Genomic DNA, 13,344 nt, shown 5'->3' on the forward strand with positions numbered 1-13,344 from the left:
TTGCTAGCGAATTGACTTCACTATCAGTTTTTATAAAAAACTGTAAAATTGTGTTTGTTTTTACACTTGTAAAAACGCCCTACACATTTGGTTCGTCTTACTTTGTTCAGTTTTCAAAGGTCTACTTCGTTGCCGTTTGTGACAACTTCTAAATAATATCACAGTTAGTTGACTGTGTCAACAACTTTTTGAAATTATTTTTTATTTGTTTTTTCCGTTGTCGTTTGTGACAACTTCTAAATAATATCATGATTAGTTGAATCCGTCAACTATCTTTTTTAAAAAATATTATTTATTTTTTTGTCGTCTCTTTTAAAAGCGACAACTTTTAAATCTTAGCACATGATTAATATTAATGTCAACTATAAAATAAAAAAAGCTAGGAACGATTAATATAATATTTGTGCTGATAAATACTATATCAAACTTCCTAGACTTTTGCAAGTATGAATTATTGAAAGATTGGAACGCCAGTCACTTGACCTCGACTTAAGACTTTGCGTAGTGTTTCAGGTGTTTCCCATTGAAAAGACTTCGCAATGTTTTTCACTTCTTGATTTTCATCAATTTCAAAAACATATAATGGTATCTTCTTATCATCGACCTGCACATTTGTTAATTCAACTAAATTCAAATTTGTGACATCAACTAATACATCTGTTTTTAAACGATGAAGAATTGAGGCTAAACTTGTGTAAGTTTCTTCAATTGTGGTCATGATAAAATCAAATTCTGTTTGATTTTGCTTCACTAAAAACTTTTTACTTCCATCTACACCATTTAATATCACTGTTCCAGCAACAAGTTGATTCCCCACAACTTCCACCTCTGTTTTCATTGATTTCCAACATTTGCCAACCTTTTTAATCAACTATAACATATTTTCAGAAAAAAAACACTTATTTATCTGAAAGGCGTGTCATGGCTTCATCAATCCAAGCTGGCATATTATCCGCTAATGATTGGAAGCCTATCTCATGATGTGGATGCGTAAAGAAATGCTTTTTTCGATAGCGTCGCGTGTAATTTTCTTGGCTAAGACTTCTTAATGAAAGGCTACATTTTTTTGTATACTCATCTATATCAATAATTTGGACAGTTATCTCCTGTCCAATTTCAAGATATTCTGCAATATCTTTGATATAACCTGATTTTACTTCCGAAATATGTATTAACCCTTGAAACTCATCATCCACTAAAACAAACGCTCCGTATGGTTGTATACCTGTCACGACACCTGTTACAATGTCTCCTATTTTATACGTCATGACCATCACTCAATTATAAAGTAATCTCGATCGTGTCAATGACCACATCATGGACAGGTTTGTCTTGTGGGCCACGTTGAACGTTCGCGATTTCTTCCACAACCGACATCCCATCTAATACGTGACCAAAGACTGTATGACGGAAGTCTAACCAAGGTGTACCGCCTTTTCGGTAAGCTTCTACGATTTCTTCAGGAAAACCTGCATCTTGCATTTGTCCAATCATATTATCAGGCATTTGGTTGCTTTGAACGATAAAGAACTGACTACCGTTTGTATTTGGGCCTGCATTCGCCATAGAAAGAGCCCCTTTAAGGTTGAATAATTTATCTGAAAACTCATCTTCAAATGCTTCACCATAAATACTCTCACCACCCATACCTGTACCTGTTGGGTCGCCACCTTGAATCATAAATTCTGGAATAACGCGATGAAAAATAACGCCGTCATAATAACCTTTTTTTGATAATTCAATAAAGTTTTCAACTGTTTTAGGGGCGTGTTCTGGGAATAATACTAATTGAATATCGCCTCTATTGGTTTTGATTGTCGCTTTTGGACCTTGTTGATTTTGTAAATCTAATTGTGGGTAACTCATATTTATCGCTCCTCTTCAAATTAACTGTTCTTTACTATCATACCCAATAATTTCTCTTTTTACTATCATAAAGTTTTAAAATAAAAAGTTTGGCTTATCTTTAAATTTTCACTATAATATGAAAGGATAAGGTAGATAAATGAAAAAGATGGAGGTCTTTTCTTAATGACTGAAACAAAAGAGATATTCGATATTATTATTATCGGTGGCGGACCTGTTGGTATGTTTGCTTCCTTCTATGCTGGAATGAGACAAGCAAAAACGATGATTATTGAAAGTTTACCCGCTCTAGGTGGTCAACTAACAATGTTATATCCTGAAAAAGAAATTTATGATGTCGCTGGCTTTCCACATGTAAAAGCCAAAGATTTAGTTACTAATCTTCACGAGCAAATAGATATGTTTAATCATGATATTCACTTAGAAGAGACGGTTAAACACATTGAGCCTCTAGAAAACCAATTGCTCGAAGTAACGACATCAAAAGGATTCTATATAACAAAATCAGTGATCATTGCAGCTGGTAATGGCTCTTTCCAACCACGTCGACTAAAAATAGACGACATTGAACCGTGCGAGCAAAAATCTATGCACTACCATATTACTAATCTTGAGCGTTTTAGAGATAAAGAAGTATTAATCGCTGGCGGTGGTGATTCTGCTATTGATTGGGCGCTTACTTTAGAAAATATCGCCAAGACCGTGCATGTCGTGCATCGTCGTAATCAATTTCGCGCACTTGAACATAGTGTCGACTTACTAAAACAATCGTCCGTTCAAGTTCACACTCCTTACGTCATTCAAGCAATCGAACACGAGGAAGGTCAAATTCACACTGTTACCTTACATAACCCGAAAGAAGACTTGAAGGAAACGTTGATGATTGATGAATTAATCGTCAATTACGGTTACAGTTCTTCTCTAGGTCCTATTAAAAATTGGGGTCTCGATTTAAACAAACAATCTATTTCGGTAAATAGCGATATGTCTACCAATATTCCAGGTGTTTATGCCTGCGGTGATATCGTAACGTACGATGGGAAAGTGGCACTCATTGCTACTGGTTTTGGCGAAGCTCCCACAGCTGTTAATAATGCGTTACATTTTGCTAATCCTGATTTACGTGTCCAACCTGGACATAGTACTAGTTTATTCGAAAAAAACAGAACAGAGAAAAGAGGAAACTAAATGGTAACAGATAAAAACATTTTAGAAATGACAGCACGCAACTTACTCAATGAACGTGGTGTTTCCGTTGATGATATAGCGGAACTCGTCCATTTTTTACAAGCTCCCTACGTTGAAAATCTGGATTTAAAAACCTGTGCTGAAAATGTTGATAACGTCTTGAAAAAAAGAGAAGTCCAAAATGCTATTGTGACAGGAATTCAACTTGATATATTAGCGGAAAAAGAAGCATTGCTTGAACCACTTCAAGAAATCGTGACGAGCGATGAGGGGTTGTATGGAATCGATGAAATCATGGCGCTATCGATTGTCAACGTGTACGGGTCAATTGGTTTTACCAATTATGGTTATATTGATAAAGTAAAACCAGGTATCCTTGAAAAACTAAATGACAAAAATAGTGGGCACGTTCATACATTTTTAGATGATATTGTCGGTGCAATAGCTGCCGCTGCTGCCAGTCGTCTAGCACATGCCAAAGAAGGTATTGAATCATAAAAAAAAGAGTTGCGATGATGAAAATCGCAACTCTTTTTAATTTATGACGCGCCATTGACGTTTTCCTTGAACATAAGCAATCCCCACAAACAGTTCAAACAATATAATCGCTAACACAAAGGAATGCATGAAAAACATCTCTGGTAAGACGGTTATAATGGGGTCTGTTACTGGATCGAAAAGCCACGCATCGTTATTAAAAAACAACTGATGAAATAACACGAAAAAGGTATCAAATCCTACAAACATAAAAAAGGCTAACACAACTGGCACAATCGCGGCTAATTGGAAAAATCGCGTAAAACGCCACCATTCATTGCGTTTCCAAGAATAATGCATAAACCAAATAGCTGGAAAGGAAGATAAAAGTAATACGGCGTAGTTTAATAAAAACAAGCGTTTCACTTCATAAAAATGTAAAGCACCTGATGCTGAAACAGGAAAATCAGGTAGTGAAAGTGTTGTATTCCACGGGATATTTAAATATCCTAACAAGGCACGGTAATTTCTTAATAAATCTTTTTTGCTTAAATCAACCTGATCAAGAATATTCAAAAACGAAATATCAAACTTATAAAGGGGTACCGCATTAATTGTTAACGTAATTGCTAACGAAATAAAAAATAATAAAACGATGGTAAGATAGGTCCGCTCTTGCCATTTCATCATAGCTTGTTACTCCATTCATCCAGACTGTCCAAAACATAAGTTGGCGCTATTGGAAGAAAAGCTACTTCTTCTTTTTGAGTAAATCCTGTTAAGACGAGCAAGGTGTCCATCTCATTTTGAATCCCTGTTTGTATATCTGTTTCATAGTTATCACCCACCATGATGACTTCCTCTTTTTTTAAACCTAGGCGAGCTAGAGCTCCGTCTAAAATATAATGATAAGGTTTTCCGATATATACTGGGTCGACTCCAGTGGTCGTTTTAAAAAATCGTACCATAGAGCCTGCGCCTGGCAACAGTCCTTGCTCAGTTGGAATGTTTTTATCAGGATTTGTTCCTATAAAATGCGCCCCATTTTGAATAGCTAAGGTGGCTAGCGTCATTTTATGATAAGAAATCTCTTTATCTAATCCCACTACGACATAATCTGGATTCTCTTCATCCCAAATGTAGCCCGCCTCTTCAATGGGATTAACAAGCCCTTCCTCACCTACAACATACACTTTCTTGCCAAGATTTTTTTGCTTCATATAATCGACAGTTGCCAATGAAGCGGTATAAACTTGTTCTTCTTCCACATGAATATCAAACGCATCTCGCAAACTTTCAACAACGGTTTTGGGGCGACGTGTCGTATTATTCGTGACAAATAAAAAAGGAATATTTTTAGCTTGTAACGTTTCGATAAAACGTTTGCCTGCTGGTATCAGTTCATTCCCACGATAAATCGTCCCATCTAAATCAATTAAATAACCTTGATATGTCATTTCTCTGTTGCTCCCTTTTCATCTGTTTGTCGAATAGTAAAATTACGCGTTGGTTTTGAAGTCGCTTCTTTACGCTGGTCATCTTGTTTCTTAGCAGTTTTTTTTCGTATTTTACCTTTGCGTTTATTTTTATTTTGTGAGACTGTTTGTTTTTTCTCATCAATATGAGCCGCTGCTTTTTTCTTTTTCTCAGGTTCACTTTGGATTTTTTCTAACACAAAGTAGGCACAGCCAAAATTACAGTACTCGTATAAATAATCAGCTAATGTTTCGATACGTTGATCGACAGGCGTTCTTTTTTTATGATTATGAAAGAATCCTTTTAAACGAAGCTGTTCGTAACCCATATCTCCTACGATAAAATCATATTTTCTTAAAATGTCACTATATCTTTCATCAAACAGACTCATATCAAAAGATTCACGATAATCTTTTACTAGTTCGTATATGTCTTGATTGATTCGATAATGTGTATCAGATATTTTTTCAATATATTTTAACGGTTCTTTTACTGTTTCTTGTACTTGTTCGTCAATCACTTCTTGAATATTCTTTTCTGTCATGTTCGTCACGACCTTTCTAATTATCTCTAATCGCTTGACCAATCACTTCTCTTAAAAGTGAAGGACAAAGCGACGTCACATCTCCTTTTTCAGTAAGCAATGGAAAAAAGGGGATAAATATAAGATGATCGACCGTCACCATCGTATACACCCTTTCATCTTCTAACGGTTGTTGGTGAATGAAATAACGACCGTCTGCTTGACGTGTTACTCCTCTAAATGCTAAATCACCAAACACTTTCCCTCTAAACCCCATACCTATCATTGGGTAGTGCGTATGTTGGAACGATTGTTCATACAAGTCATCTAATACTTCAACTAACTCCGTTCCTTTCACAGCAATACGGACTAAATGCATGGGATGCGGCAGACTTTGATGTAAGTCGTAACGCGTAACTTTCCCTTTCGGTAGGGCTTTTAAAAATAACCCCGTATTCAAAAGACTAATATCCGCTTGTGCATAATCTTGTATTATTTCAAGACTTTTTTGACAAAAAGTACTTGATGCACCCTCGACATCCCATTCTTCATCTATATAGCCAATTGTTTGTTTTTGTAGCTCTTGATTGCCGGTCATAAACCAACCGTCACTTTCTGCTTCATCTGTGACATTCGTAGGTAAACTTGTTAAAGGATAAGTTCTTGCCTGTAAAGGTTGAAGTCCTAAGGCTGTAACTTCTGCCGTCACTTCACCAACGGCGTAACCAAATTTCCCAGCCGCCGCAATCAATGTTTCTCCAACCCACTTTCCTCGCTCATAAAGATGATGTGTGTGAGAACCCAAAATAATTTTGATCATAGGAAACGCTCGTGCGATTTCATCGTCTACATCTTTTCCTAAATGCGATAATAATAAAATCTCATCGCAATCGTTTAGCATCTTTGGAACGAGATGCGTTAATGTCTCACAGGCTTCCTGAACGCACCAACCAGCTGGTTTATAGCTAAATGGAAAAGGAGCCGTCAAACCGACGACACCAAGCTTCAAGCCATTATCTAATGGATAGACTGCATAAGACTTTGCCCAATGTGGGAGCGACTGAGTATCACAGTCGGACAAATTAGCTAAGACGACTTCAAACTCGGCTGCTTGATATAAAACGTTAAGCTCATCCTTTGTATTACTTAATCCTTCATTATTACCAATTGTTGCATAGTCATACGCCACTTGATTCATCAATTGAACATTCGCTTGTCCACTGGTTGCTTCTGTTAACGGATGAATACGATCTGAAAAATCACCTAAATCCACCGTCAGCACAGTATGTCCTTTTGCTTCTAATTCTTGTTTTCGCTGGTTTAAAAAGCGCCGAATGGCAGGCCAGTGAGCTAAATGTGAATGTAAATCGTTCGTATGTAGAATTGTAAATTGTGACATTTATCCACCTGAATTCTTTGAAATAAAAGACTATTCTTAATCGTAAGAATAGTCTTTTGTCTATTATTCAGTATAATCGTTTTGTAGCTTTTCGACAAGCTTATAAGATAGTCCTAACCCTTTCTCAACATATCCCATAACATCACCGTACTGTTTATGAATTTCTTCTAATGACGTGTAAAGATAGTCAGCTTTAACTTCTAACATGGTTTTAACCCCTGCTTGTTGCTCTAAAGATGCCCCGTTTTTAGCCATCTCTTCAATCATTTGTTGATTAGCAGCCGCACGCAAACGATTAGTTTCAAGATAATCTGACATGATTTGTTTTTCATCAACCTCTAACAGTGATAGCAACAACATGGCTGCAAACCCCGTTCGATCTTTCCCAGCAAAGCAGTGAAAAATAAACGGTTGTGTATCTTGCGCAATTTCTGTGAGAAAGGCGGCATAGCCTTTGCGTGCTGACTCTGTGGTAACAAAATCACGGTATAACTGATACATATAATTTTCAGCGTTTTCTCTAGACGAAACCAGACTTTCTAAACTACCAGAATGGTCTCCTGAATCTTTTGAAATATCAATCGCAAACGTTTTGACATGTGGAAATGACATATTAGGTCGTTGACGTCGTTCGCCATCTCCTCTAAAGTCAAAAATACGTTGAATCCCATACCTTGTTTGAAAATCACGATAATCATCCGGTGTTAAAGACGTAATTTCACCACTACGATACATAGCATGAGGACGCGTCACGCGGGATTGTGAAGTGGACATGCCACCAAGATCACGAAAATTTACTAAAGACTGCATACTTTCTACCTTCTTTCCATCTCTTTCATTTATCATACCATTTACATTATGTTAAAATAAATATACTTTTCAAATTTATTTAATCTTAATTGGAGGCTTATAATGAATCAAAAAAATCGCTCTTCCTATTTACTCATACTTTTATCTTTACTTGGTATTTTTCATGTCGCTTTTCCACTTTTACAAATCAGCACGGCTCCTGTAAATAAACAAGCTACTCTTCTTTTTAACAGTCTCCAAGTTGCCTTAGGGATATTGCTCCTCTATTTACCACCCTTTATCGAAAAAACAGCCCGTATTTGTTTACCAAAACAGTTAGTCACACTCTATTGGCTATTTATATACTTTTCCGTCTTCTTAGGAACTGGCTTAGGTTTTTATGGAAAACTACCTCTCTGGGATAAATTCTTACATACATACAGTGCCATGTTATCCGCTTCAGTTGGACTGACATTAATGTTAACACTCATCCCACCTAAAAAGTTTAAAAAAAATGCTCTTATCGGCTACTTGCTATTTGCGTTTACCTTCTCGATGACAGTGGGAGTTCTTTGGGAGTTTTATGAACACACATTTGATGGCTTGCTCTCTTTAAATATGCAACGACATACGCGTAAAGGAACCCCTTTAATAGGAAGAGAGGCTTTAAAAGACACGATGGGCGACTTATATGCAAATGCTTTAGGTGCGACCATCTATTCGGTGGGAACTTATTTTCAACTGCGTCACAACAAGCAAAAACGCTCTCACTTAACCACAAGAAAAATCACTCGCTCTTAGCTAGAAAAACTTATTTTTCTTTAATTGCCATATAATAATAACGCTTAGCAAAAGAATCAAGAGACTGACAAACCAAAAAGCAAAAGGACTTTCTGCAAACGGTAAAGCAACATTCATCCCATAAATACCACCCACAATCGTCGGGACGGTCAGCACTATGGTAATAGACGTCAAAACTTTCATCACGTTGTTTTGATTATTTGAAACAATGGATGAAAACATATTACCTAACTCACTCGCCACTTTTAATAATGTCTCCGCCGAAGAATGTGCTTGCTTAAACTCTACTAAAACATCTCGCAGTAGCTCTTTTTCTAAAGAGGTCGTAGCAAATGTCGTAAGCTGTTTCAAGTCTTCTATCACTTTTACATTTTGTTTTAAGGCTTCAATCATAAAAATCAAACTTTTTTGTGTATCCATTAATTGATAAAGCTGCTCATTTTCTGTTGCGACACGCAACTCACTTTCTAGCGTTTCAATTGAATCACGAAGTTGTCTAATTTGATCATTGTACTGATAAGCAATATACCAGCATATTTTTAACATTGTGGCTTTGGCAAAATCCACACCTTCAAATCGTTTATTAAAGCTTGGCTGATTGACAATTTTTTGTAAAACAGTCGTCGTGTAGTCACCTGCCGTAATCAAATGGTTATCGACTAAAATAATGCTAAAAGGTGACGTATCTATCTGACGAAAGCCACTTGGACTCATCGTTTCTTCTGAAAACTGCATAAGCACTAATTTCGGCTTATTTTTCTCTTCAGAATAAAATCCTTCAATACGCGAAATTTCTTGAAAATCTAAAACACTTGTTAAGTAATCTTTAGGCATCTCATAAAGGTCATGAAGTTGATTAATCTCTTCCATAGTTGGTTGACAGAGATGCACCCAATTAGCTTCTTTTACATCCCGCACTTCCGTAACCATTCCCATCTCATCTATTTGAAATAATTCCATTTTCTAACACCCCTTTGATTGTCTCTTCTATTATAAGCTATCTTAATACAAAAGTATGGCATCTCATAAAAAAAACGACCAAAAATTGGTCGTTTTTTTAAGATTGGATAGTCTCATGATTTACAATGATTCAAAGGGGGACAGATAAAAATCAATCGAGAGCTATCCAATGATTCACTTTTTCTTAGTCTACTTTGTATGCCCATTTGTAATCATAAGGAGCGCCAGCAGGATTCACTACGACATCTTTCACTTTTGCTGTACGTAAATGAGCCTCTGCTTTTTGATAAAGTGGAATTAAGCCCATTTCATCCATTAAAATTTTCTCTGCATCAAGCAAATCTTGCCAACGTGCTGCTGGGTCATTCGCATTATCAACCGCTGCTGATTTTACTAATTTATCATACTCTGGATTAGAATATTTACCTTGGTTGTAAGAAATGTTTGAAGCAAACAAGTCGATAAAACTACTTGGGTCATTGTAATCAGCATTCCAACCAGAGTTTAACATGTCAAAGTCTTGTTTTAACCCACGTTCAATACGAATCGTAAAGGTTACTGGACTGACCGTCACATCTAATCCGTCTAAGTTTTCCATAAACGTACCTTGTAAGTATTCTGATACTTTTTTCGCTGAATCCGTATCTGACGTTAAGATATCAAAAGATAGTTTATCTTTGCCTAGCTCTTTTTTCGCTTTTTCCCAATGTTCTTTCGCTTTGTCTAAATCAAATTTCGCAAAATCACCTGATTCTTTCGCAAAGTCGTGTTCCTTACCATCGATATTTTGTACCATACCGCTTGGAACAAGGCCAGTAGGAGCAATCGAGCCATCTCCAAGAATTTGTTCGACTAATGCCTCACGGTCAATTGTGTAAGATAACGCTTTTCTTACATTTTCATTTTTGAATAGCCCATCATCTTCACTTTGGTTCATTTCCAAATACATCATGGAAGCTTTCTTATCCGTCACAAAGTCCGGATCACTTGCCATTTGTTGTGCTAACTCCCCTGTCAACACGACATCTTCTGCTTGACCGTCTTGATATAAATTCAATGCCGTTGAGGCTTCTTTAATTACTTGTACTTCTACTTTATCTAGTTTAACAGCATCTTTATCCCAGTACGTATCATTTTTCTCATACGCCCACTCAGTATCCGTTCCTGGACCGTCAAAGTCAGCTAAAGTAAATGGACCGTTATAAACTGCTTTGTCACTTGTGCTAGCATAATCTTTTCCATATTTCTCAACAATGTCTTGACGTTGAGGATAAAATGTTGAAAAGGCTACTAAATAATCAAAATATGGCGTCGGTTTTTCAAGCGTGACTTCTAGTTCATAATCACTCAACGCTTTCACACCTAATTCCTCTACGGGTTTATCCCCATTAATAACATCTCCACCATTTTTTAAGTTTTCCATGAAAAAGGCATACTCAGAACCAGAATCAGGGTTCGCTGCTCGTTGCCATGCATACACATAGTCTTTGGCCACTACTGGTTCTCCATCTGACCATTTCGCATCTTCTCTTAATTTAAACGTATAAACTAAACCGTCATCACTCACTTCTGCCATTTCTGCTGCTCCAGCAGGTTGTGCTTTTCCTTCTCCGTCAAAACGATACAGTCCTTCATACACACTGTTTAAGGCAACTGAGCTGATAACATCCGTGCTTAACGTTGGGTCAGCCGTAGGCATCTCCGAGCCGACAACCGTTTTAAAAACTTGCTCCTGTGCTAAATCTGCTTTCCCTTTATCTTTTCCGGAGTCACTGGCATCCTTTCCTTCATTGGTTGTGCTACATCCTGCTAACATGACTGGTACCACTAATGCCAATCCTAATTTTACTAATCGTTTATAATTCATTCTTTCCGCCCCTTTTCTCTGCTAGTTTTGCTTGATACATTGGTACTTCTTCATCACTACAATAAACAAAATGTTCTGGACTTATCTCTTTTAATGACCTCACTTGATTATCTTGTGGAGGTGCTTGATATGGAATACGTTGACGTTGGCGCTCATACTCTGGATCGGGTAATGGAATCGCCGAGAGCAAACTTTCGGTATAAGGATGAACACCGTAGTGATAAATTTCATCACTCGTTCCAATCTCTACTAATTGACCATAGTACATGACACCTATACGGTCACTAATATATTTCACCATCGATAAATCGTGAGCGATGAAAAGATACGTTAAGTTTCTTTCTTCTTGTAATTGTTTTAATAAATTGACCACCTGTGCTTGAATCGAAACATCCAAAGCTGAGATGGGTTCGTCACAGATAATAAATTTAGGTTGTACGGCTAAAGCTCGAGCAATACCAATCCTTTGACGTTGTCCCCCTGAAAATTCATGAGGGTATCGAGTCGCATGACTTTTATCCAAACCGACAAGTTGTAACAACTCATTTACTTGTCGATCACGATCGGCTTCATCTTTGGCTAATTGATGAACATCAATCCCTTCAGCAATAATATCCTTTACTTTCATTCTCGGATTAAGTGAAGCATACGGGTCTTGATAAATCATCTGAACATCTCGTCGAAACTGCTGCATTTCTTTCTTCCCTTTAATCTCACGAATATTCCGTTGGTTAAATAGTATTTCTCCGTCTGTCGGTTCATATAAACGGATAATGCTTCGACCCGTTGTTGATTTCCCACAGCCAGATTCACCAACTAATCCAAATGTTTCTCCTTCAAAGACGTCAAAACTGACATCTTGAATCGCGACAACTTCATCATCACGACCTTGATTAAATACTTGACGTAAATGATTGACTTCTAAAATAGCGGATGACATCGACTTCCCCCCTCTCTAACTCATTTGTTCTAAATATTTTTTCTGACGCTCTTGAATCGCAACGGGTGGTAACACTTTCGGTGCTTCATCGGCTAACAACCATGTTGCCGCCTTATGCGTTGGAGACACCTCGAAGAATGGCGGCGCCATTTCAGCATCGATTTTCAAAGCAAACTCATTTCGTGGATAAAAAGCATCTCCTTTAGGTGGTGATAATAAATCCGGTGGTGAGCCTGGTATAGCGTATAATTCATCCGTCGTATCCAATGTTGGCATCGAACTTAACAAGCCCCATGTATAAGGATGTTGTGGATTATAGAAAATCTCTTCTGCTGTCCCAATTTCAATAATTTTCCCTCCATACATGACGGCAACTCGGTCAGCCACATTGGCGACGACACCTAAATCATGCGTAATGAAAATAATCGAAGTGGAAATTTTATCTTGAATTTCTTTCATCAGTTCGATTATTTGAGCTTGAATCGTCACATCTAACGCAGTCGTCGGTTCATCGGCAATTAAAATCTCTGGCCGACAGATCAACGCAATCGCTATGACAATCCGCTGACGTTGTCCACCTGAAAACTGATGAGGATAGTGATGTATCCGTTCAGTTGGATTAGGGATTCCCACTAATCGCAACAACTCGACAGCTGTTTTCAAGGCTTCCTTTTTACTAATCTTTTGATGCTTTCTTAAAGGCTCTGCTACCTGATTACCTATCGTCTTTGTAGGATTAAGCGACGTCATTGGATCTTGGAAAATCATCGCGATTTCCTTTCCTCTAATCTTTTGCATCTCTTTATCTGTTTTTTCTAATAAATTTTGTCCTTTAAAACGTATTTCCCCTGATTCTACGACCGCATTGGTTGATAATAATTGCATAATGGCACGAGTCGTCACTGATTTACCTGAACCAGACTCGCCTACAATGGCTAACGTCTCACCTTTTTTTAAATCAAAATCAACACCTCGAATGGCTTGAACTTTTCCAGCAAACGTTTCAAAGGAAATGTTTAAATCTTTTACTTCTAATAATGTTCCCATCTCATCACTCC

Annotated in this window: 15 protein-coding genes; 3 read left to right on the top strand and 12 right to left on the bottom strand. The window is 37.3% G+C overall.

Annotation, left to right across the window (positions count from 1 at the left end; genetic code table 11):
• Nucleotides 1–451 precede the first annotated feature (451 nt).
• From CBF33_RS00005 to CBF33_RS00015, 3 genes are all read right to left on the bottom strand, one after another.
• Nucleotides 452–838: a hypothetical protein gene (locus CBF33_RS00005; RefSeq protein ID WP_126760599.1), complete on the bottom strand. Its 387-nt coding sequence runs from the start codon at nucleotides 836–838 to the stop codon at nucleotides 452–454.
• A 61-nt stretch (nucleotides 839–899) separates the two neighbouring features.
• The gene (locus tag CBF33_RS00010; protein WP_126760600.1) at nucleotides 900–1,268 is read right to left on the bottom strand and encodes a CvfD/Ygs/GSP13 family RNA-binding post-transcriptional regulator; all 369 of its coding nucleotides are present in this window, start codon (nucleotides 1,266–1,268) and stop codon (nucleotides 900–902) included.
• 13 nt (nucleotides 1,269–1,281) lie between these two features.
• Nucleotides 1,282–1,866, bottom strand: a complete 585-nt coding sequence (locus CBF33_RS00015; protein ID WP_126760601.1) for a peptidylprolyl isomerase — start codon at nucleotides 1,864–1,866, stop codon at nucleotides 1,282–1,284.
• Between the two features lie 165 nt (nucleotides 1,867–2,031).
• Between CBF33_RS00015 and CBF33_RS00020 the strand changes: the two genes are divergently transcribed.
• Entirely contained in the window at nucleotides 2,032–3,054 is a 1,023-nt protein-coding gene (locus CBF33_RS00020; RefSeq protein WP_126760602.1) for an NAD(P)/FAD-dependent oxidoreductase, read from the top strand.
• Complete coding sequence (locus tag CBF33_RS00025) at nucleotides 3,055–3,552, top strand: phosphatidylglycerophosphatase A family protein (RefSeq protein WP_023606529.1); 498 nt, start codon at nucleotides 3,055–3,057, stop codon at nucleotides 3,550–3,552.
• A gap of 36 nt (nucleotides 3,553–3,588) precedes the next feature.
• Here CBF33_RS00025 and CBF33_RS00030 read toward each other — a convergent pair whose 3' ends face one another.
• The 5 genes from CBF33_RS00030 to CBF33_RS00050 form a co-directional block, all read right to left on the bottom strand.
• The gene (locus CBF33_RS00030; protein ID WP_126760603.1) at nucleotides 3,589–4,221 is read right to left on the bottom strand and encodes a TIGR01906 family membrane protein; all 633 of its coding nucleotides are present in this window, start codon (nucleotides 4,219–4,221) and stop codon (nucleotides 3,589–3,591) included.
• The gene (locus CBF33_RS00035) at nucleotides 4,218–4,988 is read right to left on the bottom strand and encodes a TIGR01457 family HAD-type hydrolase (RefSeq protein WP_126760604.1); all 771 of its coding nucleotides are present in this window, start codon (nucleotides 4,986–4,988) and stop codon (nucleotides 4,218–4,220) included. Before CBF33_RS00035 ends, CBF33_RS00030 begins: the two co-directional genes overlap by 4 nt.
• The gene (locus CBF33_RS00040; protein WP_023606526.1) at nucleotides 4,985–5,551 is read right to left on the bottom strand and encodes a YutD family protein; all 567 of its coding nucleotides are present in this window, start codon (nucleotides 5,549–5,551) and stop codon (nucleotides 4,985–4,987) included. The genes CBF33_RS00035 and CBF33_RS00040 overlap by 4 nt, the downstream gene beginning before the upstream one ends.
• Before the next feature lie 16 nt (nucleotides 5,552–5,567).
• Complete coding sequence (locus CBF33_RS00045) at nucleotides 5,568–6,929, bottom strand: bifunctional metallophosphatase/5'-nucleotidase (protein ID WP_126760605.1); 1,362 nt, start codon at nucleotides 6,927–6,929, stop codon at nucleotides 5,568–5,570.
• A gap of 63 nt (nucleotides 6,930–6,992) precedes the next feature.
• On the bottom strand, nucleotides 6,993–7,739 hold the full coding sequence (locus tag CBF33_RS00050) for a tyrosine-protein phosphatase (protein WP_170167710.1): 747 nt from the start codon (nucleotides 7,737–7,739) through the stop codon (nucleotides 6,993–6,995).
• Nucleotides 7,740–7,841: 102 nt separating this feature from the next.
• On the opposite strand from CBF33_RS00050, the gene CBF33_RS00055 reads away from it, so the two are divergent.
• Entirely contained in the window at nucleotides 7,842–8,519 is a 678-nt protein-coding gene (locus CBF33_RS00055) for a DUF2238 domain-containing protein (RefSeq protein ID WP_126760607.1), read from the top strand.
• Here the strand turns inward: CBF33_RS00055 and CBF33_RS00060 are convergent, their stop codons facing one another.
• The 4 genes from CBF33_RS00060 to CBF33_RS00075 all read right to left on the bottom strand — a co-directional run bounded on the left by CBF33_RS00060 (nucleotide 8,520) and on the right by CBF33_RS00075 (nucleotide 13,333).
• Nucleotides 8,520–9,479, bottom strand: coding sequence for a magnesium transporter CorA family protein (locus CBF33_RS00060; protein WP_126760608.1), 960 nt, complete (start codon nucleotides 9,477–9,479; stop codon nucleotides 8,520–8,522).
• Between the two features lie 184 nt (nucleotides 9,480–9,663).
• The gene (locus CBF33_RS00065; RefSeq protein ID WP_126760609.1) at nucleotides 9,664–11,346 is read right to left on the bottom strand and encodes a peptide ABC transporter substrate-binding protein; all 1,683 of its coding nucleotides are present in this window, start codon (nucleotides 11,344–11,346) and stop codon (nucleotides 9,664–9,666) included.
• The gene (locus tag CBF33_RS00070) at nucleotides 11,336–12,286 is read right to left on the bottom strand and encodes an ABC transporter ATP-binding protein (RefSeq protein ID WP_126760610.1); all 951 of its coding nucleotides are present in this window, start codon (nucleotides 12,284–12,286) and stop codon (nucleotides 11,336–11,338) included. The genes CBF33_RS00065 and CBF33_RS00070 overlap by 11 nt, the downstream gene beginning before the upstream one ends.
• Nucleotides 12,287–12,301: 15 nt before the next feature.
• Entirely contained in the window at nucleotides 12,302–13,333 is a 1,032-nt protein-coding gene (locus CBF33_RS00075) for an ABC transporter ATP-binding protein (RefSeq protein ID WP_126760611.1), read from the bottom strand.
• Nucleotides 13,334–13,344: the final 11 nt, after the last annotated feature.

This window comes from Vagococcus lutrae (assembly GCF_003987555.1).
In the GTDB taxonomy this organism is placed as follows: domain Bacteria; phylum Bacillota; class Bacilli; order Lactobacillales; family Vagococcaceae; genus Vagococcus_A; species Vagococcus_A lutrae.

Excerpts from the sequence above, each read along its gene's own strand:
- CBF33_RS00025 (WP_023606529.1), top strand. The coding sequence starts at position 3,055 with ATGGTAACAGATAAAAACATTTTAGAAATGACAGCACGCAACTTACTC.
- CBF33_RS00020 (WP_126760602.1), top strand. The coding sequence starts at position 2,032 with ATGACTGAAACAAAAGAGATATTCGATATTATTATTATCGGTGGCGGA.
- CBF33_RS00045 (WP_126760605.1), bottom strand. The coding sequence starts at position 6,929 with ATGTCACAATTTACAATTCTACATACGAACGATTTACATTCACATTTA.
- CBF33_RS00015 (WP_126760601.1), bottom strand. The coding sequence starts at position 1,866 with ATGAGTTACCCACAATTAGATTTACAAAATCAACAAGGTCCAAAAGCG.
- CBF33_RS00050 (WP_170167710.1), bottom strand. The coding sequence starts at position 7,739 with ATGCAGTCTTTAGTAAATTTTCGTGATCTTGGTGGCATGTCCACTTCA.
- CBF33_RS00035 (WP_126760604.1), bottom strand. The coding sequence starts at position 4,988 with ATGACATATCAAGGTTATTTAATTGATTTAGATGGGACGATTTATCGT.
- CBF33_RS00005 (WP_126760599.1), bottom strand. The coding sequence starts at position 838 with ATGAAAACAGAGGTGGAAGTTGTGGGGAATCAACTTGTTGCTGGAACA.
- CBF33_RS00070 (WP_126760610.1), bottom strand. The coding sequence starts at position 12,286 with ATGTCATCCGCTATTTTAGAAGTCAATCATTTACGTCAAGTATTTAAT.
- CBF33_RS00010 (WP_126760600.1), bottom strand. The coding sequence starts at position 1,268 with ATGACGTATAAAATAGGAGACATTGTAACAGGTGTCGTGACAGGTATA.
- CBF33_RS00075 (WP_126760611.1), bottom strand. The coding sequence starts at position 13,333 with ATGGGAACATTATTAGAAGTAAAAGATTTAAACATTTCCTTTGAAACG.
- CBF33_RS00030 (WP_126760603.1), bottom strand. The coding sequence starts at position 4,221 with ATGATGAAATGGCAAGAGCGGACCTATCTTACCATCGTTTTATTATTT.
- CBF33_RS00055 (WP_126760607.1), top strand. The coding sequence starts at position 7,842 with ATGAATCAAAAAAATCGCTCTTCCTATTTACTCATACTTTTATCTTTA.
- CBF33_RS00060 (WP_126760608.1), bottom strand. The coding sequence starts at position 9,479 with ATGGAATTATTTCAAATAGATGAGATGGGAATGGTTACGGAAGTGCGG.
- CBF33_RS00040 (WP_023606526.1), bottom strand. The coding sequence starts at position 5,551 with ATGACAGAAAAGAATATTCAAGAAGTGATTGACGAACAAGTACAAGAA.
- CBF33_RS00065 (WP_126760609.1), bottom strand. The coding sequence starts at position 11,346 with ATGAATTATAAACGATTAGTAAAATTAGGATTGGCATTAGTGGTACCA.